The organism is Branchiibius hedensis (assembly GCF_900108585.1).
GTDB lineage: Bacteria > Actinomycetota > Actinomycetes > Actinomycetales > Dermatophilaceae > Branchiibius > Branchiibius hedensis.
Window position 1 is genome coordinate 1144379 of sequence record NZ_UESZ01000001.1, and the last position, 24664, is coordinate 1169042.

25 protein-coding genes are annotated in these 24664 nt (G+C 65.9%); 20 read left to right on the plus strand and 5 right to left on the minus strand.

Annotated features, from left to right (window positions below; translation table 11 throughout):
* Positions 1-12: 12 nt before the first annotated feature.
* The 4 genes from DR843_RS05650 (at position 13) to DR843_RS05665 (ending at position 4408) form a co-directional block, all read left to right on the plus strand.
* Entirely contained in the window at positions 13-654 is a 642-nt protein-coding gene (locus DR843_RS05650) for an SAM-dependent methyltransferase (RefSeq protein ID WP_245934010.1), read from the plus strand.
* Positions 655-709: 55 nt separating this feature from the next.
* The gene (locus tag DR843_RS05655) at positions 710-1702 is read left to right on the plus strand and encodes a S1C family serine protease (protein ID WP_109684484.1); all 993 of its coding nucleotides are present in this window, start codon (positions 710-712) and stop codon (positions 1700-1702) included.
* Positions 1703-1926: 224 nt separating this feature from the next.
* The gene (locus DR843_RS05660) at positions 1927-3771 is read left to right on the plus strand and encodes a phosphoenolpyruvate carboxykinase (GTP) (protein ID WP_109684485.1); all 1845 of its coding nucleotides are present in this window, start codon (positions 1927-1929) and stop codon (positions 3769-3771) included.
* A 136-nt stretch (positions 3772-3907) separates the two neighbouring features.
* Positions 3908-4408, plus strand: a complete 501-nt coding sequence (locus DR843_RS05665; RefSeq protein WP_109684486.1) for a DUF2505 domain-containing protein — start codon at positions 3908-3910, stop codon at positions 4406-4408.
* Between the two features lie 63 nt (positions 4409-4471).
* Here DR843_RS05665 and DR843_RS05670 read toward each other — a convergent pair whose 3' ends face one another.
* The 5 genes from DR843_RS05670 to DR843_RS05690 all read right to left on the minus strand — a co-directional run bounded on the left by DR843_RS05670 (position 4472) and on the right by DR843_RS05690 (position 11528).
* Positions 4472-5821, minus strand: a complete 1350-nt coding sequence (locus tag DR843_RS05670; RefSeq protein WP_170119756.1) for a lipase family protein — start codon at positions 5819-5821, stop codon at positions 4472-4474.
* A 180-nt stretch (positions 5822-6001) separates the two neighbouring features.
* A complete protein-coding gene (locus DR843_RS05675; RefSeq protein ID WP_109684487.1) occupies positions 6002-6934 on the minus strand; it encodes an FUSC family protein in 933 nt (310 codons plus the stop codon).
* A 43-nt stretch (positions 6935-6977) separates the two neighbouring features.
* On the minus strand, positions 6978-8537 hold the full coding sequence (locus tag DR843_RS05680; RefSeq protein WP_109684488.1) for an MFS transporter: 1560 nt from the start codon (positions 8535-8537) through the stop codon (positions 6978-6980).
* A 10-nt stretch (positions 8538-8547) separates the two neighbouring features.
* Entirely contained in the window at positions 8548-9828 is a 1281-nt protein-coding gene (locus DR843_RS05685) for a M20 metallopeptidase family protein (RefSeq protein WP_109684489.1), read from the minus strand.
* Positions 9816-11528, minus strand: coding sequence for an amidohydrolase (locus DR843_RS05690; protein WP_109684490.1), 1713 nt, complete (start codon positions 11526-11528; stop codon positions 9816-9818). The genes DR843_RS05685 and DR843_RS05690 overlap by 13 nt, the downstream gene beginning before the upstream one ends.
* A 96-nt stretch (positions 11529-11624) precedes the next feature.
* Here DR843_RS05690 and DR843_RS05695 point away from each other — a divergent pair, with 96 nt between their 5' ends.
* The 16 genes from DR843_RS05695 (at position 11625) to DR843_RS05770 (ending at position 24552) form a co-directional block, all read left to right on the plus strand.
* Entirely contained in the window at positions 11625-12281 is a 657-nt protein-coding gene (locus DR843_RS05695; protein WP_245934011.1) for a response regulator, read from the plus strand.
* Positions 12278-13963: a hypothetical protein gene (locus DR843_RS05700; RefSeq protein WP_109684491.1), complete on the plus strand. Its 1686-nt coding sequence runs from the start codon at positions 12278-12280 to the stop codon at positions 13961-13963. Before DR843_RS05695 ends, DR843_RS05700 begins: the two co-directional genes overlap by 4 nt.
* A 49-nt stretch (positions 13964-14012) precedes the next feature.
* A complete protein-coding gene (locus DR843_RS05705) occupies positions 14013-14696 on the plus strand; it encodes a GAP family protein (protein ID WP_170119757.1) in 684 nt (227 codons plus the stop codon).
* A gap of 18 nt (positions 14697-14714) precedes the next feature.
* Complete coding sequence (locus tag DR843_RS05710) at positions 14715-16244, plus strand: carboxylesterase/lipase family protein (protein WP_109684493.1); 1530 nt, start codon at positions 14715-14717, stop codon at positions 16242-16244.
* Between the two features lie 162 nt (positions 16245-16406).
* Positions 16407-17444 carry a tryptophan--tRNA ligase gene (gene trpS / locus DR843_RS05715; RefSeq protein WP_109684494.1) on the plus strand — a complete coding sequence of 346 codons (1038 nt, stop codon included), beginning with the start codon at positions 16407-16409 and terminating at the stop codon, positions 17442-17444.
* Positions 17445-17457: 13 nt separating this feature from the next.
* On the plus strand, positions 17458-18000 hold the full coding sequence (locus DR843_RS05720; protein WP_109684495.1) for a DUF4916 domain-containing protein: 543 nt from the start codon (positions 17458-17460) through the stop codon (positions 17998-18000).
* A 46-nt stretch (positions 18001-18046) separates the two neighbouring features.
* Positions 18047-19135 (plus strand): S-(hydroxymethyl)mycothiol dehydrogenase, encoded by a 1089-nt coding sequence (locus DR843_RS05725; RefSeq protein WP_109684496.1) that lies wholly within the window; start codon positions 18047-18049, stop codon positions 19133-19135.
* Positions 19135-19764 (plus strand): MBL fold metallo-hydrolase, encoded by a 630-nt coding sequence (locus DR843_RS05730; protein ID WP_109684497.1) that lies wholly within the window; start codon positions 19135-19137, stop codon positions 19762-19764. Before DR843_RS05725 ends, DR843_RS05730 begins: the two co-directional genes overlap by 1 nt.
* Before the next feature lie 25 nt (positions 19765-19789).
* Positions 19790-20362, plus strand: a complete 573-nt coding sequence (locus tag DR843_RS05735; RefSeq protein ID WP_245934012.1) for a CDP-alcohol phosphatidyltransferase family protein — start codon at positions 19790-19792, stop codon at positions 20360-20362.
* Positions 20359-21222, plus strand: a complete 864-nt coding sequence (locus DR843_RS05740; RefSeq protein ID WP_109684499.1) for a DUF881 domain-containing protein — start codon at positions 20359-20361, stop codon at positions 21220-21222. The genes DR843_RS05735 and DR843_RS05740 overlap by 4 nt, the downstream gene beginning before the upstream one ends.
* Positions 21219-21551: a small basic family protein gene (locus tag DR843_RS05745; protein WP_109684500.1), complete on the plus strand. Its 333-nt coding sequence runs from the start codon at positions 21219-21221 to the stop codon at positions 21549-21551. Before DR843_RS05740 ends, DR843_RS05745 begins: the two co-directional genes overlap by 4 nt.
* Before the next feature lie 16 nt (positions 21552-21567).
* Complete coding sequence (locus DR843_RS05750; protein ID WP_245934013.1) at positions 21568-22476, plus strand: DUF881 domain-containing protein; 909 nt, start codon at positions 21568-21570, stop codon at positions 22474-22476.
* Positions 22473-22862: a glycine cleavage system protein GcvH gene (gene gcvH, locus DR843_RS05755; RefSeq protein WP_109684501.1), complete on the plus strand. Its 390-nt coding sequence runs from the start codon at positions 22473-22475 to the stop codon at positions 22860-22862. The genes DR843_RS05750 and gcvH overlap by 4 nt, the downstream gene beginning before the upstream one ends.
* 15 nt (positions 22863-22877) lie before the next feature.
* Complete coding sequence (locus tag DR843_RS05760) at positions 22878-23339, plus strand: FHA domain-containing protein (RefSeq protein WP_170119758.1); 462 nt, start codon at positions 22878-22880, stop codon at positions 23337-23339.
* Positions 23340-23353: 14 nt separating this feature from the next.
* Complete coding sequence (ftsR, locus tag DR843_RS05765) at positions 23354-24025, plus strand: transcriptional regulator FtsR (RefSeq protein ID WP_109684502.1); 672 nt, start codon at positions 23354-23356, stop codon at positions 24023-24025.
* Positions 24026-24045: 20 nt separating this feature from the next.
* Positions 24046-24552, plus strand: a complete 507-nt coding sequence (locus DR843_RS05770; RefSeq protein ID WP_109684503.1) for a bifunctional nuclease family protein — start codon at positions 24046-24048, stop codon at positions 24550-24552.
* Positions 24553-24664: the final 112 nt, after the last annotated feature.

Here is a 24664-nt window from a genome sequence, read left to right on the forward strand (position 1 = left end):
ACAATGAGTCCTATGAGCGAGAACGAACTGGCCGAGCATTGGGAAGCCCGCTACGGGCAGCAGGACCGGATCTGGTCCGGTGCCCCGAACGCGTCCTTGGTGAGCGTGCTGGAACATCTGCCTGCAGGTACGGCGATCGACCTGGGCGCGGGGGAGGGCGGCGACGCGCTGTGGCTGGCTGAGCGCGGGTGGCGGGTCACGGCGTACGACATATCGACCACAGCCCTCTCGCGGCTGGAACAGGCCGCGGCCGAGCGCGGTGTCTCCGATCGGATCGCGACGGTGGTCGGTGACCTCGCCAACGCGCCGATCGACGGAACCGTCGACCTGGTCACTGCCAGCTTCTTGCACTCCACGGTGCAGATTCCGCGCATCGAGATACTTCGCCGGTTCGCCGGCGCGGTGCAGCCCGGTGGTCATCTCTTCGTCCTCGGGCACGCGACCCCACCGCCGTGGGCCAGCCCCGAAATGCACCAGCACGCAGCGCATCTCGTCGGTCCGCACGAGGAGGTCGAGCAGCTCGACCTCGACCCGGCGGCCTGGTCAGTCGAGGTGGCCGACCTGCGGCAGCGGGCCGTGACCGACCCCGATGGCCAACCGGCGACGATCGACGATTCGGTGGTTCTCTTACGGCGAGCGAGCGCCGGTTCATAGCGGCCGCAAAGGTTCTTGGCAGCGGGCAGCAGGTCTAGGAGCATCAGATGCCTGCATGGCAACTCCTTCCCATCGGCCGCAGCGCCGTGGATCCAGACCCGGCGCGTGGCTGGTCGCGTTCTTCGCCGCGGTGTTGTTGGTGGCGGTGGGTGCCGTAGGTGGCGCCGTGGTGCGCGGATCGGCCGGGGGCGGGTTCACCGGGTTGCAACAGGCGATCACTGAGCAACTGCAGGCCAACAGCACCACCGAGCAGTCCCAGTCCGACTCCGCTCAGAGCCAACCGGGCGACGACGGCAGCAGCCAGGGGGACAGCAGCGATCAGAACGGCTGGGGCGATGATCAGTTCGGCGGCCAGTTCGGCGGCAGCCAGCAGTGGCCGGGCCAGTCCCAGGACACGCTCTCGGAAGGGCAAACCACCGCCGCGACGAGCAAACAATCCGCTGGTGTGGTCGTCGTCGAAGCGCAGCTGGCCGATCAGAACGCGGTCGCTGCAGGCACCGGGATGGTGCTGACCTCGACCGGTCTGGTGCTGACCAACAACCATGTCGTGGAGGACAGTGACGCGATCCGCGTCACCATCCCCTCGACCGGACGCACGTACGTCGCAACGGTGGTCGGCACGAACGCGACCGACGACGTGGCGGTGCTGAAGTTGGCCAACGCTTCCGGCCTGAGCACCGTCACCCTCGATGACGACCATGACCTGGCCACAGGAGACACCGTGACCGGTGTCGGCAACGCCGGCGGTACAGGCTCCCTGGTGGCCGCATCCGGCACGGTGACGGCACTGGACCAGCAGGTGACGACCCAAGCCGAACAGGGCACCCCCTCCGAGTCGTTGACCGGCCTCATCGAGACCGATGCCGCGATCCAGTCCGGGGACTCCGGTGGGCCGTTGCTTGACGACGAGGGCGAAGTGGTCGGTATGGACACCGCAGCCAGTGCCACGGGTCGGTCGGTGGGGTACGCGATCCCGATCAGCACGGCGGTCACCGTAGCCAAGCAGATCGTGTCCGCCGCGGGTGGCTCGTTGACGCTGGCCGCCTGAGCCGGTGTGATCCAGCCCACAGCGGCCCGGGATGGGCGAACCCGTGGGGGCAGGGTGGTTCGTGTGGGTTGCGACGGGACCACGAGACGTACCCATTGGTAGATCCCACAAAAGCGCACAACTTTCGCTTTGGAAGGCGTTCGAATCGTGATGATTTCGGCGGGGGAGCGACTAAATTGGGATCACTACCACTCAGTAACAACAACAGAAGGTGACCCGAAACGATGGTTGACGTCGCACAGGTGTTGAACGCAGCGGGCCTGACCAACCCTGCCGTCATCGAATACGTGCAGGAGTGGGCGGACGTGACCCGCCCCGATCGGATCGAGGTCGTCAGCGCCAGCGACGACGCTCGGTTGTTGCAGGAGGCGTTGGACGCCGGCGAGCTCGAGCCCGCGGGCGAGGGTCTGTACTACTCCCAGAGCTACTGGAAGGACACGGCGCGCTCGGAGGAGCGCACCATCGTCGCCACCAGCAACCCCGACGACAAGGGTGTCTACAACAACTGGCGGCACAGCGACGAGATCAAGCCGGTCGTCATCGGCAACATGACCGGTGCGTCCGAGGGCAAGACGATGTACGTCATCCCATACCTGATGTCGGCGCCCGGCTCCCCGCTGGAGGCTTACGCCGCCGGTATCGAGTTGACCGACAACCGCAGCGTCGTGCTGCAGATGATCCGGATGGCCCGCGTCGGTGTCGACACTTTCAACGCGCTGGCCGACCCGACCAGCTTCGTGCGTGCGGTCCACGTGACCGGCGACCTGGAGAACCTTGGTCAGGGCACCCCGGAGGACAAGCGCTACTTCGTAACCGTGGCCGACGAGCGGACCATCCTGCACTTCGGTTCGTCGTACGGCGGCAATGCGCTGCTGGGCAAGATCGCGCACGGCCTGCGCCAGGCCAACTGGGACGGCGGCGCCTCGGGCAAGTTCCTGGCTGAGCAGTACATGCTGATCGCGATCCACGACAAGCAGACCGGTAGGAAGTACCACATCGCCGGTGGCTTCCCGAGCGCCTCGGGCAAGACGAACCTGGCGATGATGGTCCCGCCGGACGCGCTGGGCGACCGCTACTACGTGGAGTTCTTCGGCGACGACATCGCCTGGATGTGGGTCGGCGACGACGGCAAGCTCTACGGGATGAACCCGGAGTTCGGTGTTTTCGGTGTCGCGATCGACACCAACGAGAAGACCAACCCCAACGCGCTGGCCGCCGTGCAGCCCAAGACCGGTGCCATCTTCACCAACACCGCCTACGACGTGAACACCCACGAGACCTGGTGGGAGGGCAAGACCCCCGACTACCCGAGCGACGTCACCGGCTGGCGCGACTGGAAGGGCAACCTGATCTCCGAGCGTCCGGAGGCCGAGCAGCGCAGCAAGGACTTCGTCTGGGCGCACCCGAACTGCCGCTTCACCTCGACCATGTCGAACGTGCCGAACGAGTCCCCGGACTACAACGACCCGGCGGGCGTGCCGATCGACGGCATCATCTACGGCGGCCGCACCCGCGACCGTGAGCCGCTGATCCGCGCGATCGACGACCCGGCCGAGGGTGTGTACGACGGCCTGACGCTGGGCGCCGAAGCCACCGCCGCGGCGGAAGGCGTTGCGGGGCAACTGCGTTACGACCCGATGTCGATGCGTCCGTTCCTGGCGCTGCCGGAGGGCCGCTACGCGCAGCACTTCCTGAACATCCTGGATCAACTCACCGACAAGCCGCTCTTCGCGCACGTCAACTGGTTCCAGCGCGATGCCGACGGTGGCTACCTGTGGCCGGGCTACAGCGAGAACCTGCGGGCTCTGCTGTGGATGATGGACTACCGCGAGGGCCGGGCCACCGGTACCAAGACACCGGTGGGTGTCGTTCCGACCAAGGACGAGCTCAACCTCGACGGCCTCGACATCTCCGATGCCGATCTCGAGCAGCTGCTGGCGATCGACGTCGACCGCTGGAAGCAGGAGATCGAGTTGCGGGAGGCGCACCTGAAGCAGTTCAACGGACTGCCGCAGGAGATCTGGGACGCGCACGAGCGGGTAGCGAAGGCTCTCGACGCCGAGGCCTGATCGGCTGCCCCCTCGACTTTTGCAGCGCAACTCACCTCGCACTCGCGATTCCAGGTGAGTTGCGCTGCAGAAGGGTCGCGTGACAGGGAAAGTGTCCTGGGTCACATTCGCGGTTACTTTGCAGTAGGTTGTCCGCATGAAGATTGAACTGAGCTGGGATCTGACCTCGACGCCGGACGAGGTCTACGAGGACGCGATCAATCCGCAGTACCAGGACGACAAGTGCAAGGCCGCTGGTGCGATCACCTACTCCAGCAAGGTGGAGGCGAACGGCGAGGCGCACACCAGCACGGTGCAGCGCCTGATGTCCTCCGGTGACGTGCCCGATCTGGTCAAGAAGGTGGTGGGGGACAAGGTAGACGTCCTCGAGACGATCTCCTGGGGACCCAAACAGGCCGATGGCAGTCGGCGTGGGGACCTCACGGTGGACATGAAGGGCCAGCCGATCTCGATGAAGGGGTTCACCTACATCAAGCCCAACGGCACCGGCAGCACCGTGGGCATCGACGCCGATCTGAAGGCGAAGATCCCGGTGATCGGCGGCAAGATCGAGAAGATGGGCGCACCGGAGATAATCAAGGCGATCAAGGCCGAGGAGGCCACCGCGCACGAGTGGGACGCCCGCCGCCACGGGTGACCCGCAAACGCGACAGCGCCGCCGACCGGATGTGGTCGGCGGCGCTGACGCGTTTGGTGGTACCTACTTAATCGGCGGCAACGGCGTCAACGGCACGCCCTGCGGAATGCCCTTGCAGTAGACCGCGGACTTCCCGGCGAACCGTGCGTTCATGAACGCGTTCGCGTCGCCTAACCAGGGAAGGAACGCCTGGAAATGGTTGAGCTTGGGATAGATCCTGAACTGGGTCTTGACGTGTTCCTTGCAGTACTGGGTGGCCAAGCCCGCGACGTCGTCGACCAACATGATTCCATCGCCGGGCTGCGGGGGGTTACCGGAGTTCGGACTGATGTTTCCGACACCCAGGAACATCGGAGTGCGCGGAACGCCGCTCGCACCCATGATGTTGTCGTTGAGCGGGTGGATCAGAGCAGGAATACTCAGCAGTGAGGGCCACTGCGGCTGAAGCAGTGAACTGTCGGTGATATTGCCAGGATTCCCGAGGAACTCGGTCAGGCACTGGCCCGCGACGTGCTGCAGTGCCGAAACTCCCTGTGTCGACAGGTACTGGTTGATGTCCAGGTTGTACGTCGCGTTGTAGGAGTACATCAACGCCGGAATGACGCTGGACCACAACGGGGTACCGTCGATGTAGGGAAGATTGTGCGCCGGGTCAACCAGGACGCCACCCGCCGCCGCACCAACGATGGTCAGTTCCGGGGCGTAGGTCGGCGCCAGGTCCGCGGCGAAGCCAGTCGGCACCGAGCCACCCGAGTAGCCCATCAGGCCCACAGGCGTGGAGCTCGGTGCGTGCAGGATCTTCTCGCTGACGCGGACACTGTCGAGTGCGGCGTACGCCGACTCCTTGCCGATAGTCCAGTGGTCCTGCAGTCCCTCATAGTCCGGGATCACCACGGTGTAGCCCTCTGCGAGAAGGGGCTCCGCGGCGATCAGATCCACCTCTTGCGGCGCCCCGGTTCCGCTGCCCTGCAAGGTGTACGACGGGTCGCACTGCGAGCCCAGTGTGTCGTAGGGCGCGTGATACGAGATGAGCTTGAGCTTGCCCTTGACCCGCGGTCGGATGATCGTCGTGACTGCAGCGGCTGGCTGGCCCAAGGCATTGGTCGTGCGGTAGAGCACCTGGGTGGCGCTGATGCTGGTGGTCTTGCCGGTCTTCTTGTTCTGGCTGGTGATCACCCGCACGGTCCGGGTCTTGATCGGCGTGCCGGGCTTGAGAGGTGCCAGTGGAACGTTGGGGGTGTAGAACGGGTCCACCGACGGGTTCAGCACGGTCGTGGCCGGTTGCGTTGATGTCGGCGCGGGTGCGGCGAGCGCACTGGCGGGTCGCATCAGGAACATGCCTGCGGTAACGAGGCAGAGGACGACCACGGCGATAACGCACCGTCGGACGCGAGCCAGGGCTTGCCTGGACATCCCCGGCACGGGACGACTGGGATCGGACATATCAAACGCCTTTCGTGTTCGACAGCGACCGGGTGCGGGTTCGTCCAGGAACGGACAAGGAGTCGGCTGTGTGCAAGCAGTGTGCTTACGTCGATCGGGAGTTGGCTGCGGCTGTCGTGCTGACCGAACATCCCCGGCGCAGAGGAGCGTTCAGTGACGCAGGGATGGCCAACAGCGGTCGACGAACACCATGGCGCCGACAGTAAGACTGACTCCCACCAGCGTGGCAGCGACTCGCGTCAAGTCCCCGTCCAGAACGGTCTGCGGGGTGAAGGTCAACATCACGACCGCGAACGTGACCAGTGTCGACCACTTCCAATACGGTCCGCCGTTGAGGTTGATGGCCGTGCCTACAGCGATAGCGATGGCGCCCAACACGATCCACACCGGCTGATGCGGCACGAGCCAACCGATGAGACCCGCGCCTATGCCACCAAGCAGTGTCCCGTAGACGCGGTAGCGCTCCCTGGTCGCGGTTTCCGCGCGGGTCGGCCGCAAGATGCACACCAGGGTGAGTACGACCCACCAAACTTCCGTCCCGGGAAACCAGATCAGACAAATGGCCAGGAACACCGAGGCGAGTCCGCCCAGAAGTGGCCCGTAGGGCAGATCCGCCACCACCGGTCGGGGTGTCGGCAGATTGCCCCTTCCGAGCAGCCGTGTCACCACGGTCGCCCATAGCGCGCAACCCCCTGGAACCAGCGCTATGAGCAGCATCAACCGCCAGAGCGGCATCGTGGCTGCAATGCCGTCGATGGCGCGGCCCGGGTCGACCATCACATAGGCCGCGAGCATCAGGGTGAAGGCGCCGGCCTGATGGATCCCCAACCGCACCAAGCGCGCAGAGTACGCCGCGAGCGCACAGGTCAGCAGTACGCCGAGTAGCAGCTGCCAGCGGCCGGTGGCCGACGTGGCTACCGCCAGGGCCGCCGTCATCGCGATGACGCCGATCAGGCTCCACAACTGGCGGGCATCAGCCCCGATGGCTGACCAGACCGGGTTGATCCCCAGGACCGCCAGCCCGATCAGTTGTGGCCAGGGTGACAGGGCGACAGCGGCTAACCCGGCATACGCCAGCACCACCGCAACGGCGATCCGAACGCCGGAGACCCGCGGTCGAGCAGGGTCAGCTCGACGCCGTTGCCACACGGGCCGCCACCCACCGCCGGTGCGCCACAAGAGCCATCGCAGTAAGTGCGGCGATCACCAGCGCGGTGACCGTCATGGTGACGACGAAGGCCGAACGGTAGGCGTCATGCGCGACGGTCACCAGAGCCTGCCCGTTCTGTCCCGCCGGCGTGGACCCGAACTGGGTGTACTTGTGGACCGCGGTGAGGGCCTCGCCGAGATCCGGCGGCGTCACACCTTGCTTCACCAGGTCATGGGTCACGCGGTTACCAGTGATGGCATCGAGCAGGACCATGCCACCGGCCAGGCCCACCGAGTATCCGAACTGGCCGATCGTCGTACGTGAACTGGTGACCACACCGAACGATTCCGGTGGGGCGATCTTCAGGATCAGCGATCCGTAGGGAACCAGCCCGGCGAACCCGATCCCCATCAGCAGCAGCGCCGGCAATATCGCCAGGTAGTTGCGACTGACCAGGACCGCCGCGAAGGCGAGACATGACGCGACCGAAGCGATTCCGGCGATCAGCGTGCTGCGCTCGAAACTGAGACCGCCGAGAAGGACGGAGGCGGCGATACTCAGCAAGGTCATCGGCACGAAGGCGAGAGCCACGGTGAAGGTAGACCAGCCGTCAACGAACTGCCACAGGTTGCCGACCTGCAACACCCCGACTCCTTGGAACAGGTTGAAGCCGAAGCCGATACAGACCGCCGCCAGGAATCCAGGGTTGCGCAGCAGGGACATCGGGAAGAACGAGTGCGCGATGCGATGGCCGCGCACAAGGAACCCGACGAGCAACAAAATCCCACCCAGGAGCGGACCCCAGGTCAGCGGTGAGCTGGCACCGGCCGGTGCGTGACTGAACCCGTAGAGCATGGCAACGATGCCAAGCGCGAGCGTCGCCTGACCCATGACGTCCAGCGGTCCACCGCTGATCTTCGGCACGGTCGGCAGGAAGACGAGGGCGGCCACGAAGGCGAGCACGGACAGTACCGGAATGATGAGGAAGGCCAATCGCCAGTTGACGGCGATCAAGTAACCGCCGACGTATCCGGATAGGACGGGCACCACGCCGCCGGCACCGGAGAAGACGCCCATGGCCGCCCCCAACTTGCCTTCGGGGGTGACAGTTCGCAGGTATGCGAACGACGAGCCGAAGACCGCCCCCAGCGCGATGCCGGCAATCGCGCGACCGATGAGGAACATCGCCGGGTTCATGGCTGCAGCTGCGACTGCGTCGCCCAACGCTGCCAGCAGAAGGGCGCCTAGCAACACGCGCTTGCGTCCTAAACGGTCGGCCAGCAAACCGGTCGAGATCACTGTGGCCGCGAGCATCAGCGTGGAGATGCTGGAGGCCAGTGCTTGCGTCGCGGGGTCCATGTGCAGCGCCCTCGATGAGGTCAGCAACGCCGTGCTGGCGATCCCGGGGTCCGCGCCCTGGATACCGGTGAAGAGACCCAACAGCGCAGCCAGACCCATGGCATGGCGGGCAGAGATGTCTTGGTGCGTCGACGTGCCGGAACGGTTGGACTCGGTTATCGGTACTCGTGCGGGCATAGCTGCTCCTTCAGTGCTGAGCCAGGTCCAACAGGTGCTCGTATGCCACGTGGACGAAGATGCGCAGGTAGTCCAGGAGGCTGTCGTCGTCGGCGTAGAACTCCGGGTTATGGTTCATGGCCATCCCGCGGCCGCCCTCGACCGGAGCGACCGAGTTGCCGACCAGGTGGGTGTCCTGGACGCCGTAGTTGAAGTAGGCGCCGCCGAACTCACGCACGAAGACCGACATATCGTCGTAGCCGAGGACGGCCGGCGAGTCGAAGACACGCTCCGCGCCGATCACTTGCTCGATCACCGGGCGCACCTTGCTCACCCAGTCAGGCGTGTTGTTCACCGGGGGAATGTCCTGCAGATAGTCCACGGTTGCCGTCGCGCCGTACGCCGCGGCGGTGTTCTGCACCAGGACGCGAAGGTGGTCCTGGGCGGTGGCCATGTCTCCGTCGTCCAGACACCGGATGGTGCCCCAGAGCAGGACATGGTCGCCGATGATGTTGAACCTGCCGACGTCCTCAAGGTGGCCAAATGACACCGTCACCGGGTTCGTCGCGGGGATCTGCCGGTAGATCTGAGCACTGCCTGAAATGATCTGCGCCGCAACCGGATACGGATCGATCCCGTACCACGGCGTTGAGGCATGCACCTGCTGGCCCTGCACTCGGACCTTCACCAGGCAGGAGGCGGCGTAGGAGTTTCCGACGTGCACACCGACGGTTCCAAGCGGGATCGGCGCAACGTGCATCCCGAAGACCATGGTCGGCGACGCAGAGGTGAACGCACCGGCGTCCACCATCGCTTGCGCGCCGCCGGTCTCATCCGGCGGCGGTCCTTCCTCGGCCGGCTGAAAGATGAACATCACGGTTCCCGGTAGCTGGTCCTTGACCGATGCCAGCACCTGGGCAGCGGCCAGCAGCGTGGCCGTGTGGCAGTCGTGGCCGCACGCGTGGGCAACGGGGAATGGCCCGCCCGGGTAGTTCTCGTCGACGACCGTCGAGGCGAAGTCGACCCCGGAGGTCTCCTTGACCGGCAGGGCGTCGATGTCTGCGCGCAGACCGGCCACCCCCGAGCCCGGCAGCCCGCCACGCAGAATTGCTACCACCCCGTGACCAGCGATGCCCTGGTGGACTTCCTCGATCCCGAAGGCGGCCAGCTTGGCCACGATGAAGTCAGCAGTGTTGGCTTCCCGGTTGGAAAGTTCTGGGTTCTGATGGAGGTGGTGGCGCCAGGACACCTGGTCTGGATGGATTGCCGCTGCGGCTTTGTCGAGCGCGGCTCGCGTTTCTAGTGCTGGCATAGCGGTACCCCGAGAGCGATCATCTGGTCGATGTCGGTCTTCGGCAGACCTTCTCCCGCAGAGGCGAATTCGTCCATGTCGATCGGTGAACCGCCCACCCACGTGCCCAGAACCTCGATCTTCTCGATCGTGTCGACCGGCACCGCGTACGGATCGGCGCCAAGCAGGACGAAGTCGGCCAGCTTGCCGACCTCGATCGAGCCGACCTGGTCCTCGTGGCGCAACGAGTACGCCGCGTTGATCGTGATTGCGCGCAGGCCCTCGTCGACGCTGATCGCCTGCTCGGCGCCGTGCAACTGACCGCTGACGGTGCGCCGGGTCACCATCGACTGCACGCTGCGCAGCGGCATCGGCGGGCTGACACTGCCGTCGTTGTGGAAGGAGACCTTCAGGCCGGCGTCGAATGCGTCGCGGGCGCGCTGCCATTGGGAGCCCACCTCGCTGGCGAACATCTTGCCGTCGAGCAGGTCACCCCAGTAGGAGAACTGGAAGGGGCCTAGCGAGGGAACCACGCCAATCTGGGCCATCCGGGGGAACTGGTCCTTGCGGGCGCCCCCGATGTGTTCGATCCGCCAGCGGTGGTCGGTGCCGGACAAGTCGTGCTTGTCGAGCGCGCGGCTAAAGGCGTCCAGCACGATGTCGGCCGCCACATCACCGTTGGCGTGGAACGACATCTGCCAACCCTGTGGTGCGTATTGGTCGAGTAGCGAATCCAACTGCGCGCGTGAGTAGTTCATCTGTTCCTCGCCATGCAGGCCCGGAACGATCCCCGCGGCATGCGTCGTCGGCGTGTCCAGGTACGGCGTGCTCATCGCCACGTTGCCGATCCACGGTGACCCGTCGGCCCACAGCTTCACCCCGATCTTGCGCAGCATGTTCTCCGGCACATCGGAGGTGAACGGATCGCCCGCATCGGGCTCGGTCGACATGTGATAGAGCGAGATCCGCAGCGGACAAGACGGCAGTTTCGCCAACGCTTCATAGGCGGACTTCACCGACGCGCGGTAGGTGTGCTCGGAGGTCGAGGTAATTCCCGCTGCGGCGAAGTACAGGTAGTACTCGACGGCGCCCTGCAGTGGGTTGCCCTGGGAGAGCAAGACGTCGGCGACCGGCTGGGCGAAGACCTCAATGGCGGGAACCTCATGGGCCCGGCCGTTCAGACTGCCGTCCGGGTTGCGCTCGAAGGACCCGCCCACCGGGTCCTTCGGCGGGTTGTCGATGAATCCGAGCTTCTTCAGCACGGCGGTGGTGACGTAGCCCGCGTGGCCGGAGTTGTCCTGCACGAACACCATGCGGTCGCCGAAGATGGCGTCCAGCGAGGCAGCATCCGGGGCGTCGTGTTCGTGCAACAACGCATCGAAACCGGAGAACGCCAGCGGACTGCCCGGCGGCGTCTCGTCGATTGCCTTCTGGAACATGGCCAGGACGTCGTCCCACTTCGGGGCGAACCACGGAGCGATCCAGTAGTTGGGCGGCATGACGCCCGGGCCGGTCACGACCGGATGTGAGTGCGCGTCGATGAATCCGGGCATCAGGGCGGCGGCCTTGGTGTCGACAAGGTCGGCCTGCGGCAGTGCCGCCTGACAAGCGGCGAGCGTACCGACCGCGACGATGCGATCGTCAGAAACAGCAACGGCTTCGGCGCGGGGAAGACGCGGGTCCATCGTGATGACGGTGTTCGCAGTGAGTATTCGGTCCATGGCGGGCAAGCTACTCAGCCCGCAGCGACCGACTTTGAAAAGTGGTCGGTTGATACGACAGCAAGTCTGAGGCAGGAATCCTCAGTCGTGCCTAGCATGAAAGCTGTGCAGGACACATGGGTGCGACGGGTCCTCGTCGTAGAGGACCAGTCCGCGATGCGCACACTGATCTGCGACACCCTCAAGCGCCATGGCTGGGAAGTCAGAGGCGTGGGCGACGCCGATGACGCACTGCGGGTATTTCCCGGCTTCGATCCCGATGCGCTGTTGACCGACATTGACCTCGGCAGTCGGCCCGATGGCGCCGAACTCGCCCTGATGCTGCACGGTCTGGCTCCGCACCTCGGGATTGTCTTCGTCTCCAGCTTCCCGCGCGCGGCTGCCGGGGCAACTGCGATGGGAGTGCGTGGCGCGGTCTTCGTCGGCAAGGACGAGATCAACTCGCCGGAGGACCTGCTCAACGCGCTGGAGGCCGCCCTCACCGTGCAACCGGCCGCCGCGCCTTCCCGGTCCGCCGGGCCCGACCGGGAAGGTCTGGGCACCTTGACCAGACACCAGTTGGAGATTCTGGCGCTGGTGGCGCGGGGTGCCTCCAACGAACAGATCGCGGAGACCACGGATTCGTCGGTGCGGGCGGTCGAACGCTCGATCAGTCGTATTTTCCAGCGGCTGAACATCAGTGCCGACCCGGCCATCAACCCACGCGTGGTGGCTGCCGCGCGGTACATCGCGGCCTTCGGGCCAGGACGATGATCAACCTCGGCCAGTCGTGGCGCCGGGTAGTCGGATCCGGACACTTCATCACCTGGCCCGTCTTCCCTTTCACCGGGGCACTGGCAGTGACCGTCATGGGGCCGTTGCTCACGCTGCACGAGCGCGCGGACCTGCTGCCCGCCGTTCTCGCGTCAGTCGCTGCGTGGGTGGTCTTCGCCGCCATCCTCGCCGTGGCCGCCATGCTCGAGCGGTTGCTGTCAGCACCGGTGCAGAGAGCGGCGGCAGTGCTCGCGGGCGTCGGGGTCGCCAGCGTATCGAGGCCCTTCGTGCAGGATGGGTTGATGACGGCGTTCGGAGGCCACCCACCCGACGCCGGGCAACACGATCTACGAATCGTCACCAACGTGATCGTCTGGACCGTGACGATCTCGGTGATTGCTGTCGCCGTCGATGCAGAGCGCACCCGACGACGGGTGAATGTACTGCTGCGGCAGGCTCTTTCACAGCTGCAGAGCACTGGTCAACGGGCCGCCGAATTCGACGAGGCCGCCAGGACGGCGATCAAGGCCTGCACCCGGCAGTTCGGTGCGGAGATTGCGACCTGGCCATCGCGAGCCGATCTCGCCGATGTCGCTGGCGAATTCGCCCACCAGCGGGTGCGCCCGACCAGCCATGCCCTGGCTCAACAAGCCAACGGGCCGTTGCCGCCGATGCATCGAGCTGTCGCCGTCGATCTCGACGAACCACGACGACCACGCCTGCGCCTGCCGCCCGTCGGTCTGGTCGTAGCTCTCTACCTGGTGATCTTCCTGCCCTACGGCTGTTTCCGCCTCTCGGCGCGCGAAGTCATCAGCTCCCTGATCGTGCTGGCGATCGGCGGGACGCTCGCGGACCTCGTGCCACGACGGCTACCTCACCGATACCTGCCGCGCCGACGGGCCGTCCTGTTCCTGGTTTTGTCGGTGTGCGTCGGAGCCGGGATCACCGTGAGTTCCGTGGTGATGGGCCACCGCAGCGGCGTCGTGGTGTTGATACCGGTCGTGGCGTATCCCATGTTCGCCCTCGCCGCCAGCCTCTGCTACGGCGCCATGAACTCGCGCAAGGTGTCCGAACGGCGGTTGAACGCCGCTGTGGCACAGGCCAGCCGGAGCGCCAGGTTGAGCACCGCGACATCACGTACGGCGCTCCTCACGGCGAGTGGGCTGCTGCACCGTGATCTGCAGGCGGCGTGCGTCCTGTTGGCCCACGATCCGACGGACAACGCGCAGATCCTGCAGGCTCGCGCCGTCGTCGAGCAGGTCGGCGCGGTCTTCGACACGAACACTGCGGGCCCGGGCTGGTCGGCGTTCACGTCGCTGATCAACACGTGGGGTCGCGTCGTCACCATCGAGGACCGGATCCAGGACGCGGTGCGCGACGACCTCGAAGCGCAACCAGCGGCGGCCGCAGACGCCTACGAGGTCATCGCCGAAGGCTTGCTCAACGCGGTGAAGCACGCTCCCGGGGCTCCCATCCGCGTCGTGGGTCGGGCCGTTGCCACCGGCGCCGGATCGTCGCTGCTCGTGCAAGTGATCAGCGTTGGTGCTCGGTCCGGTGCATCGGTGCTGCGACAGGATTCCGCCGCAGCCCGTGCGGGGGCGTGGCTACACCAAGAGCCGGAGGGCGTCGTACTCGAAGCGTTGATCCCGCTGGAGCACAGCTACACCCGGGTTGTCGTGTAGGCCGAACATTCCGGATTCCGCCGACCTGGGGTGGTCGTACGTTCTCGGCGTGTCCTCTCCGTCGCTCACTCAACTCATCCCGCTGGCCGCCAGCCTGATCATCTCGCCGCTGCCGATCATCGCGGTCGTCGCCATGGCGCTGGGGACACGCGGCCGGTCGGCGGCCATCGTCTTCACGGCCGTCTACACCGCCATCGGAATCGCGGTGACGGCGGGGACCGCCTTCAGTACCCATGCGGCGGTCAGAGCCACCGGTGCAAAAGACAGCACCGTCAGTGTGGTCGCGAGTGCGGTGATCGGGCTTGCCTTCCTGGCGTTGGCGATCCTCAACTGGCGGCAACGCCCGAAACCGCCCGGGTCGGCTGCGAAGACGCCGGGCTGGTTGGCGAAGACCGAGACCATCTCGATCGGCGGTGCAGCGACGCTCGGACTGGCTATGGGACTGACACAGAGCAAGAACTTCCCGGCCTTGATCAAGGCGGGCACGATCATTGCCGCAGACAATCACAATCCGGTCTTCATCCTGCTCATGTCGACGCTCTTTGCGACGGTGGGCTCGCTGGCCATGATCCTGCTGACGCTGGCGGCAGCGAGCGGGTCGCCGACGACGCGGGAGCGGATGGAGGGTCTGAAGACCGACCTCATCGCGCACAACGCCTTCATCATGGCGACCCTCTTCGGGATTCTGGCGGCCTCCGAACTGGCCCACACCATCCAAGCCCTCCTGCACTGACCTAGAAAGGCAAGCACCATGACGCAGAACTCCCTGACCGTCGAGGCACCCGCTGGCAACTTCACCGGCCGGATCGACGACGACGTGCTGTCGTGGCGGGGTATCCGCTACGCCCTGGCTCCCACCGGTGAGCGCCGCTGGCGTGCGCCGGTCGCGGCGCCACGTCTCGAAACTGATTACTACGCGGTGGAATTCGGTCCGGTCTGCCCGCAGAAGAAGGCGCCGGCGGTCCCGTTGCCGCCGGGTGCGGTCCTCGATGAAGACTGCCTGTCACTGAACGTCTGGGCGCCCCAGGACAGAGCAACCCCACTTCCGGTGATGGTCTGGGTGCATGGCGGCGCTTACACGTTCGGTGCCTCCAGTCAGCCGCTGTATGACGCGACCGCGCTGGTGAAGACCGGTGGAATCATCGTGGTGACCATCAACTACCGGCTCGGTGGCTTCGGTTTCGTCGACCTGACCGGTGTCCTCCCGGATGCCGACAACAACCTCGCGTTGCGCGACGTACTGCTGGCGCTGCGTTGGGTGCAGGACAACATCGCCGCGTTCGGTGGTGACCCCGGCCAGGTCACGGTCGCGGGGGAGTCGGCCGGCGGCGGTCTGGTGACCACGCTTCTTGCGACCCCTTCGGCGCAGGGCTTGTTCCATCGAGCGATCGCACAGTCCTCGCCAGCTTCGAGTGTCTACGGCCAGGAGCGATCCCACGCCGTGGCCGACTTGTTCGTGAAGCAACTGGGTGTGGCCCGGACCGATTCGGCCACCCTGCGTGCGGTGTCCCCGGACACTATCGTGGATGCTTCGATGGAGGTGTACTCCTATGTGCCCGAAACGGATCCGGGTGTCCTGCCGTTCATTCCGGTGATCGACGGCGATCTGCTGCCGGAGTCGCCGGATGTCGTGTTGCACGAGGGCCGGGGGCTCGCCGTACCTCTGCTGATCGGGACGAACAAGGACGAGGCCGCCCTGTTCAAATACATGAAATCGCCGCTGGTGCCGATCAGCGAGCAGGGCCTGGACACGATGTACGCCAACCTGCACCAGGACAACCCAGCCATGGAGCTGCCGAGCAAGGAGCAGGTCCTCGACGCGTACGAGGACGTCCGCTACAAGGTCCTCGGCATGGGCATCGCCCGCGACCTCGGTTTCCGGATGCCGACGGTGTGGGCGGTCGAAGGACACAGCACCATCGCGGAGACGTACCTCTATCGCTTCGACTACGCCACCCCGTTCCTGCGGATCATCAAGCTCGGTGCCACGCACGCGACCGAATTGCCCTATCTGTGGGGCAATTTGAGCAGTGGACCGAAGGATCCGACCTTCCTGTTGGGCGGTCGCCGCAAGGGGGAGGCCATCTCGCGGCGTATGCAGGAACGCTGGACCGCCTTCGTCAAAGGCCAGAGTCCTGACTGTGCGCAGGGGCCGGCCTGGCCGGTGTACGACGACCAGCAGCGCGCGACGTTGGTGATCGACGCAACTGACACCGTGGTCGATGACCTCGACGCAGAGATCCGATCGGCGTGGGGGGAGCAGGTCATCAGCTTCCACTGATCCCCGTCGGGAGCTGTATCCTCGGCTTATGCGTTCGATCCCCGTCCAGAACTGGCGGCTGCTGCACTAGCAGCCGATCGACGTACGTCCGTTGACGAAAAGGGCTGCCACGGCAGCCCTTTTCCCTTGCCTGCCGGCGGCCCCGACCCCGCAGGAGAGACCATGAGCACCGCCTCGTTCCAAGCCACCCTCGACCGCATGCCCGCGCTGGAGCAGTTGCGCGCCGACCCCGGTGACCATCGGGTGTTGTCCGGCGATCGACCTACCGGGCCGCTCCATCTGGCCCACCTGTTCGCGAGCATCCAGAACCGGGTTCTGCTGCAGGACAGCGGGATCGAGACGTTCGTGCTCATCGCGGACTACCAAGTGATCACCGACCGGGAGACAACGGGGCAGATCGGCAGCTATGTGCGGTCCGCCGTACTGGACTATTTGGCTGCCGGTATCGACCCGCAACGTTCGGTGATCTTCGCCCACTCGGCGGTTCCTGCGCTCAACCAGCTGCTGCTGCCGTTCCTCTCGCTGGTCACCGAGGCCGAGTTACACCGCAACCCCACGGTGAAGTCGGAACTGGCCGCCTCCGGTCGGGCGCTGTCGGGACTGCTGCTGACCTACCCCGTGCACCAGGCCGCCGACATCCTGTTCTGTGATGCAGATCTGGTGCCGGTCGGCAAGGACAACCTGCCGCACGTCGAACTCACCCGGACCATCGCCCGCCGCTTCAATGATCGGTACGGCGTCACCTTCCGCGTCCCGGAAGCGCTGCTCACGCACACCCCCGACATTCCCGGTTTGGACGGGCGCAAGATGTCCAAGAGTTTCGGCAACGCCATCAATCTGTCGATGTCCGCCGACGAGACCGCTGCTCTCATCCGTCGTACGCCGACCGACAGTGCGCGGGTCATCACCTTCGATCCGGACAACCGTCCGGGTGTCTCGGGACTGTTGTCCACGGCCGCCCTGGTGCTGGGCGAGTCGCCGGAGGCGATCGCCGAGAGGGTCCACGGCGCAGCGGAACTCAAAGCATTGGTCACCGAGTCGGTGAACGACTACCTGGCCGGGCACCGCGCGCGCCGCGATGGGTTCGCCCGCGATGCGAGGTTGGTGCAGGACGTGCTGCACTCCGGAAACCGACGAGCGAACGACGTCGCGGAGCAGGCCCTGTCGCGGGTGCGGGCGGCGATGGGAATGACCTACTGAGCACAATGGGTCCATGGCGACGCTGCGCACCCCCGATCCGAATCCGGGCTGGCTTTCCGAACTGGCCCTGCAGGAAACCCGCTCGCGAGTTCCCATGCTGTACGTCGAGGCCATCCCCGTGCGCGTAGCCGACACTGGCAGCATCGAGCACGTCGGTCTGCTGCTGCGCGGGTCGGCCACGGGGGAGATGTCCCGAAGCTTCGTTTCGGGGCGCGTCTTCTACGGGGAATCGGTGCGCGAAGCGCTCATGCGCAACCTCGAGAAGGACCTCGGGCCGGCCGCCTTCCCGCGCCTTCCGGTCAGCACGGTGCCCTTCTCGGTAGCCGAATACCTTCCCGTTCCGGGGGTTTCACCGTTGCACGATCCGCGCCAGCACGCTGTCGCGTTGACCTACGTGGTGCCGGTCGTGGGGGAGTGCGACCCGCGACAGGACGCCCTCGAACTCACCTGGCTGACCCCGCAGGAAGCGATCGACCCGAGCATCGCCGCTGAGCTGGACGGTGGTCGCGCGCATCTGTTGCGGCAGGCGCTGGCCTACACGGAGTCACTGGGCTGATGTCTCTTACAGTAAGAAAGAACACACCACGGATGGGGAGTCAGGCATGCCGCAGAAGGTAACCGGAGTCATCGCACGCGCCAAGGGAGCACCGGTCGAGGTGGCCACCATCGTGATCCCGGACCCGGGTCCGGGCGAGGCCGTCGTCGCCATCCAAGCGTGCGGGGTCTGCCACACCGATCTGCACTACCGCGAGGGCGGGATCAACGACGAGTTCCCCTTCCTGCTGGGCCACGAAGCCGCAGGTGTCGTCGAGTCGGTCGGCGAGGGTGTGACCAACGTCGAACCGGGTGACTACGTCGTCCTCAACTGGCGTGCGGTGTGCGGCGAGTGCCGCGCCTGCAGGAAGGGCAAGCCGTGGTACTGCTTCGCCACGCACAACGCCACCCAGAAGATGACGCTCGAGGACGGCACTGAACTCAGCCCCGCCCTCGGGATCGGCGCCTTCGTGGAGAAGACGCTTGTGGCCGCCGGGCAGTGCACCAAGGTCGACCCGGCGGCGCCGCCGGCGGTCGCTGGATTGCTGGGCTGCGGCGTGATGGCTGGTCTGGGCGCCGCGATCAACACCGGTGGAGTCACCCGTGGCGATTCGGTCGCAGTCATCGGCTGCGGCGGTGTTGGCAACGCAGCGATCGCGGGCGCTGTCCTCGCCGGTGCGACAACCGTGATCGCCGTCGACGTCGATGACCGCAAGCTGAAATGGGCGCAGGACTTCGGGGCAACCGACCTGGTCAACAGCAAAGACGAGGACGCCGTCGAGCGCGTCAAAGAACTGACCGGCGGTTTCGGCGCCGACGTGGTGATCGACGCAGTGGGTCGCCCTGAGACGTACAAGCAAGCCTTTTTCGCCCGGGATCTGGCGGGCACGGTGGTGCTGGTCGGCGTACCCACACCAGATCTGATGGCCCCCGAACTGCCGCTGATCGAGTTCTTCGGTCGAGGCGGCGCACTCAAATCCTCGTGGTACGGCGACTGCCTACCCGAGCGGGACTTCCCGACGTACACCGATTTGTACCTTCAGGGTCGGTTGCCGTTGGAGAAGTTCGTCAGCGAAACGATCCGGCTCGGCGACGTCGAAGAGGCGTTCGCCAAGATGCAACGCAGCGAAGTGTTGCGTTCGGTGGTGGTGCTCTGATGGCCGTCGAAGTGCAGAAGGTCGTGACGTCCGGAACGTTCAGCCTGGACGGCGGGACGTGGGACGTCGACAACAACGTCTGGCTGATCGGTGACGACCAGCAGGTCATCGTCATCGACGCCGCGCACGACGCGGCGGCGATCGCCGATGCCGTCGCCGGGCGAGAAGTGGTGGCGATTCTGCTGACGCACGCACACGATGACCACGTCGATGCCGCGCCCGCCCTGGCCGAGGCGACGGGCGCGCCGGTCTACCTCAACCCCGCCGACGCGCCGTTGTGGGAGTTGGCCCATCCCGGCGTCCCGCTGCCGGCTCCACTGACCGACGGTCAGACCTTCGAGGTAGCCGGTACGACGCTCGTTGTCCGGCACACTCCCGGACACGCCCCAGGCGCAAGTGTTTTCGTGGTTCCCGACCTCGGTGCGGTGTTCACCGGTGACACGCTGTTCCAGGGCGGTCCGGGCGCGACCGGGCGTTCCTTCAGTGATTTCCCGACGATCGTCGATTCGATCACCGATGTCCTGCTGGCTCTCCCGCCGGAGACCGTCGTGCACACCGGACACGGCGACGACACCACGATCGGTGCTGAAGCGCCGCACCGGCAGGAGTGGATCGACCGCGGTCACTGACCTGAGTTCGCATAGCATTCGGGGCGTGGTCGAGCAGGAGATTCCCTGGCGGGTGTGGACGGTGCCCAATGCGCTGTCCTTGCTTCGCTTACTGGGCATACCGCTCTACCTGTGGCTGCTGCTCTCGCACCACGACGTCTGGGCGTTCTGGGTGCTGGTGGTCTCGAGTTTCACCGACTGGGCGGACGGCAAGATCGCCCGCAGGTACAACCTGACCTCCCGGGTCGGTCAGCTTCTTGACCCGCTGGCCGACCGGCTCTACATCATCGCCACCATCGTCGGTCTGGCGATCCGCTCGATCATTCCGTGGTGGCTGGTGGTGTTGCTGTTGGCTCGGGAGGTGTTCGTGTTCAGTTTCGGACCGTCGCTGCGCGCGCACCGGCTGCCCATCCCCGCGGTGCACTTCTCCGGCAAGGCCGCCACGTTGTGCTTGGTCGTCGGCTTCCCGCTGGTGCTGCTCGGCGCAACCGACCTGCCGTTCGCGACCCTGGCGAACTGGGTCGGGTGGGGCTTTGTGTGGTGGGGGACGGCGTTGTACTGGTTCGCCGGGTTCCTCTACGCTATCCAGATCCGGCGGATGATCGCGGCCGTGTCATGAGCACTCCGACCAAGCCCCGCGATCCCGCGGCCTCGATGTCGCTGATCCGAGAGATCACCGAGCACCCCCTGGACCCCTCCTACGAGCAGGTCGCGGCGCAACGCCGGGCCGCCGGGTTGCCGCAACAAACCTCCCTGCGCTCGCCCGGGGTCATCATCGCCTGCGTCCTGGTCGGCTTCGCGATCGCCGTGGCGGCGCTCGCCCTACGGATCCCGCACACCCAGGTCCAGGCCGAGAAGGACGCCCTGATCCAACGCGTCGACTCGGCGCAGAGCCGGATCGACAAGGCCAACGCCACCATCCAGCGCACCCAGTTGGAGATCACCACCTTGCAGAACGAGGCCCTCCAACGGGAGGACCAGGATGCCCTCGCCGCGCGCTTGGCCCAGGCGGAGACCACCTCGGGCACCTTGCCGGTCACAGGTGACGGCCTGGTTCTGGAGGTCAACGATGCCAAGGACACTGCCGCCGGGAGTGGCGACGACCCGCGGGATCTGGATGACTCCAACGGACGACTGACCTCCACCGACATGCAGATCCTGGTCAACGGTCTGTGGCAGGGCGGGGCAGAGGCAATCGCGATCAACGGTCAACGGTTGACGTCGCTGAGCGCCATTCGGTTCGCGGGTCAGGCGATCCTGGTCAACTTCCGGCCACTGCAACCGCCGTACGACATCGTGGCGATCGGTCCGGCCTCGATGCGTTCGGCGTTTCAGAAATCGGCCTCGGGCGCCTACCTGGATAATCTGACCGGGTCGTTCGACCTGCGCGCGTCGTGGCGAACCGGCAAACAGTCGTTACCCGCCGCACCGGCTCCGGTGTTGTCCTACGCCACCGTCCCAGAGGAGAAGAACCAGTGATCCCCGCCATCGGGCTCCTGATCGGTCTGGTTGTCGGAGTCGTGCTTCACCCGGATGTCCCGTTGTGGTTACAGCCCTACTTACCGGTTGCAGTCATCGCGGCGCTGGATGCCGTCTTCGGCGCGGTGCGTGCCGTGCTCGACGGAATCTTCAACGACAAGGTGTTCGTCGTCTCCTTCTTGTCCAACGTGATCGTCGCGGCGTTGATCGTTTTCCTCGGGGACCAACTCGGGGTCGGATCGCAGCTGTCGACTGCGGTCGTCGTCGTGCTCGGCCTGCGGATCTTCAGCAACCTGGCCGCGATCCGCCGGCACATCTTCCACGCCTGAGTCCAACGCCGAAGACATGACCGAACACGACCCCGAGGCCACCCGCCCCGAGCACCGGCCGCACCATGCGATGCATCGCAAGCGGCCCGCCCGCCGTGCAACCGCGGGACCCACGTCGCTGGGCGAGCCGCTGGTGATCAACCCGGCCCAGGACGCTGCAGACGCCCATGAACCGCCCGCGGATCCGCCGAGTTCGGCGTGGCGCACGCTGGCGCGGATGGGACGACCTCGTGCCACCAAAGCCAACCTGTTCGCGGCGCTGCTGGCGGTCCTGCTCGGTTTCGGGATCACCACCCAGATCCAGCAAACCGATGCCGGGGGTCTGGAGGATCTGCGCCAGGACGAGCTGGTGGCGCTGTTGGACAGCGTCAACAGTCAGGCTGCCCGCCTGGAGCAGGAAGCCGACCGGCTGACCACGACGCGTGATGAACTCAAGAACTCCACCGGCGACGCCGCAGCGTTGCAGGCCGCCAAGGAACGACTGGAGATGCTCGGCGTGCTGAACGGCACGCTGCCAGCGACCGGGCCGGGGATCATCATCACCATCCAGGACAACGAAAAAGGGGTGCAGGCGGCCAATCTGCTCGACACCGTCGAAGAGCTGCGCGACGCCGGCGCCGAGGCGATCCAGATCAATGACCAACGCGTCATCGTCAGCACCTGGTTCGGTGGCAGTTCCGACACCGGTCTGACCGTGAGCGGACACACGATCAGGGCGCCGTACACCATTCTCGCCATTGGCGATCCGCACACCATGTCCACTGCGATGGCCATTCCCGGCGGGGTCGTCGAGAGCCTTCGATCGATGGGAGCGGCAGCAACCGTCACGAGTTCCCAGCAGGTGAAGGTGACCGCGTTGCAGCCCGCACAGACCCCTCAGTACGCTCAACCCGAACCGTCCGCCACCGCCAAGGAGAGCTCATGAGCGACCTGGACTACCCCGACGACCTGCACTACACCACCGACCACGAATGGGTGCGCGAAGGTGCAGACGGCGTGGTGCGGGTCGGGATCACCGCCTTCGCCCAGGACGCACTGGGAGACGTCGTCTACGTGAGCCTGCCCGAGGTGGGTGACAGTGTCGCCGCCGGTGACTCGGTCGGTGAGGTCGAATCGACCAAATCGGTGAGCGACCTGTACTCGCCGCTGGCCGGTGAGGTCGTCACCGTCAACGAGGCCCTGGACGCGACGCCCGAACTGGTCAACAGTGACCCGTACGGCGAGGGCTGGATGTACGAGCTGCGCCTGGCCGAGGGTGCCTCCCTCGGCGACCTGCAGGACGTAGCGGCCTACATCGCGTCGCTCGACTGATCTAGGGTTAGCTGCATGATGGGTGAAGGCGACGCCGCAGAGTCCGCTGAGCAGCCGCCGCCCGCCGACGCCACCGCGTTCTTTGAGCCGGGCAGTGGGCAGCCGGTGCCGGAAGGTGCCGGCCCGACAGCGCTGGCCGCCGCGGACCGGGCAACCGTGGATGCGCTCCGGCCCGGCACCGCACTCCTGATCGCCCAGCGCGGACCGAATACCGGCGCTCGCTTCCTGCTGGATGCCGATGAGGTCAGCGTGGGGCGGCATCCCAGCAGCGACATCTTCCTCGACGACGTGACGGTCTCTCGCCGGCACGCCGTCTTCCGGCGCACGGACTCGGGGTTCGCCGTACAAGATGTTGGGTCCCTCAACGGCACCTACCTCAACGGCGGGCTGATCGATTCGACGGTGTTGCGCACCGGCGACGAGGTCCAGATCGGAAAGTTCCGGCTGGTCTTCTACGACGCGCCGCCGTCGAGCTGAATCGCCGTCCGCAGGTGGCCATCGCCGAACGTGGCCGCACCGTCGGGGCGGTCCTGCAAGTGTTGCAACCGGAGTTCCCGGATCTGACCATCTCCAAGCTGCGCTACCTGGACGCTGAAGGCTTGGTCAGCCCGACCCGCAGCGCCTCTGGGTACCGCCGCTACAGCGCCGCCGACGTCGACCGACTCCGCTTCGTGCTCACCTGTCAGCGGGACCGGTTCTGGCCGCTGAAGAAGATCTCTGAGGCGTTGGACGCCTACGAGCGCGGCCTGACGCCGTCCCAGGAGGTGCCCCTGCCGGTGCCACCTGCGCCCGAGCCGGACCCGGACGTGCGTGACCTGGACCTGCAGGTACGTCGCGGTGCCCGACTGACCGCGGCCGAACTGCGCCAGGGTGCGGGTCTGGACCGGGCGGCGCTGGCCGATCTCGAAGCCTTCGGGCTGCTGCGCGCCGACAAGGACGGCTATTTCGACGAAGGCGACCTGGCGGTGGCCGCCGCTGCCGCCAACCTCCTGCGCCACGGGGTCGAAGGGCGCCACCTGCGCCTGTTCCACCTGGCCGCCGGTCGGGAAGTCGATCTGGTCCGACAGATGGCGGCGACCACCGACGTCGAGTCGTCGGACTTGTTGCGCGAATGTCTCGGCCTGCACGTAGCCCTGGTCCGATCGCGGCTGTCGCGACCCTGATCGCGGGGTAGCGTGGGGTCGTGCGCGAAGTCGAGGTCATGGGTGTGCGGGTCGAGATGCCGACCAACAAGCCGATCATCCTGTTGCGCGAGCGCGGCGGTCAGCGCTACGTGCCGATCTGGATCGGCGCCCCGGAAGCGACCGCGATTGCCTACGCCCAGCAGGGCGTGGTTCCTCCCCGGCCGTTGACCCACGATCTGATCGTGAACCTGATCGACGGTCTTGGCCACGCCCTGTCCTCTGTGGTCATTACCAAGATGGAGGAGGGGGTCTTCTTCGCCGATGTGGTGATCGACGAGGATCGGCGCATCGGGTCGCGTTCCTCCGACGCCATCGCGATCGCGCTGCGCGCGAACATCCCGATCTATGTCGCCGACCAGGTCCTCGATGAAGTGGGGGTGGAGATCGCCGACGAAGAGGAAGAAGCTGAACAAGTTGAGAAATTCCGCGAGTTCCTGGACAACGTGTCCGCGGAAGACTTCGAATTGGGCCCGGATTCCGATGCTCCGCACGAACCACCCGCCTAGATGTCTAACCCTCAAGTGAACGCTTAGGGTACGCCGATGGGTTGCGACACGCCGAGCGTGCTCGTTGACCACCCGCGCACCCAGCCATAGCTTTAACCAGCAACCAGAACAG